The sequence below is a fragment of the Chryseobacterium sp. Leaf201 genome, assembly GCF_001421435.1.
GTDB lineage: Bacteria > Bacteroidota > Bacteroidia > Flavobacteriales > Weeksellaceae > Chryseobacterium.
The window spans coordinates 1-2306 of record NZ_LMKA01000038.1; the positions used below are offsets into that span (position 1 = coordinate 1).

Here is a 2306-nt window from a genome sequence, read left to right on the forward strand (position 1 = left end):
GAAACCATGTTGGAGCAGATGGACGGATCATACAATAATCCATATAAGTTCAATGCAAAGGAATTGGATGAAGATACAGGGTTGTATTATTATGGTGCAAGATATTATAACCCGAGGTTAAGTATCTGGTATGGGGTGGATCCACTAGCGGTCTATAATCCGGTAATGGAAACAGAGTTTTATGGAGACGGACAACACAACGGCGGAGTATTCTTCTGGGGTAACCTTAATCCTTACATCTACACCTATCAAAATCCAATTAGATATGTTGATCCTAATGGGAAGCAAGTTGACTGGTCAGAATTTTGGAATGGTTTTAATGCAACCGTATATAAAACAGATAGAAGAAATACTTTAGATACTGGTAGATGGCATTCCTCTGGACCAAAAGGTTCATCAAAATCTTATACTGATCTTGCTGTTGAGCAAGACGAGATGATGGAGATGGTAGGTGAAACTGCTTCACATGATAGTGGAAAGGCATTTGCTGACATAACATTAATGCTTGGAGCTCTAATAACTCCAGGACCTGCTGATGATGCTGCAGCTCAGGCGAATGCATTATCAAATGCATCCAGAAAAGTTGCATCAAAAAGATTACTTAAAGATGCAGAGCTACCAACACAAGGAGGAATGAGATTTGTACCTTCCGCATCTGATTTGAAAAATGGAAAATTGACAAAGAAGAATAATGGTTATGTTGATAAGTTTGGAAATACGTGGAAGAAAAGACCAAGTAGAACTAAAAATGAGGCATTTGAATGGGATGTGCAATTAACATCGAAGAGTGGAACTCTGTTTAAAAAGTTAAAATTTAGTAGAGATGGAAAACATCTAAATGTATCCCTTAAAGGAAAAATTACTCACAAATAAAAATTATGATTGGAATTAGATTGATAATAGATAAAAATAAAAAAGAGAAAATATTGACTCAAATTAAACAAATTCTTTTTTTTAAAGAATTAAATAATGAGAATATTGGGAATTATAAAATTAAAAATACTTTAGTATGGGAATTTGAAATTGAGCAAAATACTTTAAGCAATCAGATTCTTTCAATATTTTCTAATCACTGGAATATCACTTTAGATGAAAGCAATAATATTAATAGTGCTATGTCTGAAAATAGAATTAAAATTGAAGGAATATCGTGGGTGAATTTCGAGTTATATTAAAATATTCCTAGCTGCGCAAAGTCTCCTGACTTTGAACTGATAACCATAAACCCTCGCAAATGCGAGGGTTTGGTATTTTATAATGCAACGGCATTTTTAGCAAAAAAGTCTTTTTTTTATTGGTAAGCATTTTTTCCACGAGCCGGAAAATGGTTTGCTTATCTTCCTCTTCGAGTTGCTGTATCAAACGAATTTGTTCGAGTTCGGTTTTGTCTTCCAAGATTATTTCTTTGGGAATAGAACCGTCATAATGCAGCCTATTTATGTTACTTAGAATTTTGCCCGGGCTTTTTTCTGATTCTTTTTTTGATAATCAACCCATTGTTTTTTCAATTGAAAAGGAAAAATTATCTTTGACAAAGCCTTGATAATCAAGTTCGGAAAAGGTCAAAAACAGACCTTGTCCCCTGCCTTAGGATATAGTTCTGGAGGTGGAAAGATTGAGGATCTTACAAAAACGGGCGAAACAATAACTCGCTTTTTTAAGGAAGCTGGTAATTATATAGGAAATGTTGCTTCTTCAATAATACAATCAGTTGATATGGCTGAGTCTACGATTACATTAGATAAGGAAGGATATGCTAAGGGCCTTAGTGAAATGGTAAAGCAGGGTAATGAGTTTAATCGTTATGTTACATCAGGAGATATTATTGATGATGTACAAACTCCTGAAGGCTTAGGTTATGCATCAGCTATGATTACTACAACAGTATTGTCCGAGAAAATTATTACTGGACGCAAGGTTACAATAGGACAGGTTATGGACAATCCAAAAGTATTGGCAAAAATGCATCCTAATAATTTCATAAAAAGTGTCAAGTCAGATAAAAATTGGAAGATAGGAACCTGAGGTAAAGGAAGTAACAAAGGTGGTGGATTTAAAGTTTCTGAAGTCATGCCAATTGGTAAGTTATCAGGTAAGCAAATAAGGTATTACCCTGGTTCTAAGTCTGGGAGAAAGGGAGGTGATGCATATTGGAGAGTAATAAACCATCATGAAAAAAGCAATCTGTTGTGTAAGCTCCCCTAAAAGCAGTACAATTTAAAAGTATAGAATTATTAATTTTAAATTGTAAAAATCACTATGAAAAAGAGCAGATTCAGTCCGGAGCAGATCGCCAAGATTCTGAA

The 2306-nt window shown here is 34.5% G+C and carries 3 protein-coding genes; all 3 read left to right on the forward strand.

What is annotated here, in order from left to right:
• Nucleotides 1-873, forward strand: an 873-nt coding sequence (locus ASE55_RS03820; RefSeq protein WP_238584985.1) for a polymorphic toxin type 17 domain-containing protein, incomplete at its 5' end; no start/stop codon positions are given.
• Nucleotides 874-878: 5 nt separating this feature from the next.
• Entirely contained in the window at nt 879-1175 is a 297-nt protein-coding gene (locus tag ASE55_RS03825) for a hypothetical protein (protein WP_056215813.1), read from the forward strand.
• Nucleotides 1176-1575: 400 nt separating this feature from the next.
• Nucleotides 1576-2025 carry a hypothetical protein gene (locus tag ASE55_RS03835; RefSeq protein ID WP_128414495.1) on the forward strand — a complete coding sequence of 150 codons (450 nt, stop codon included), beginning with the start codon at nt 1576-1578 and terminating at the stop codon, nt 2023-2025.
• Nucleotides 2026-2306: the final 281 nt, after the last annotated feature.

Bases quoted from the DNA above. Each gene is read 5' to 3' on its own strand.
- ASE55_RS03825 (WP_056215813.1), top strand. From the start codon at position 879: ATGATTGGAATTAGATTGATAATAGATAAAAATAAAAAAGAGAAAATA.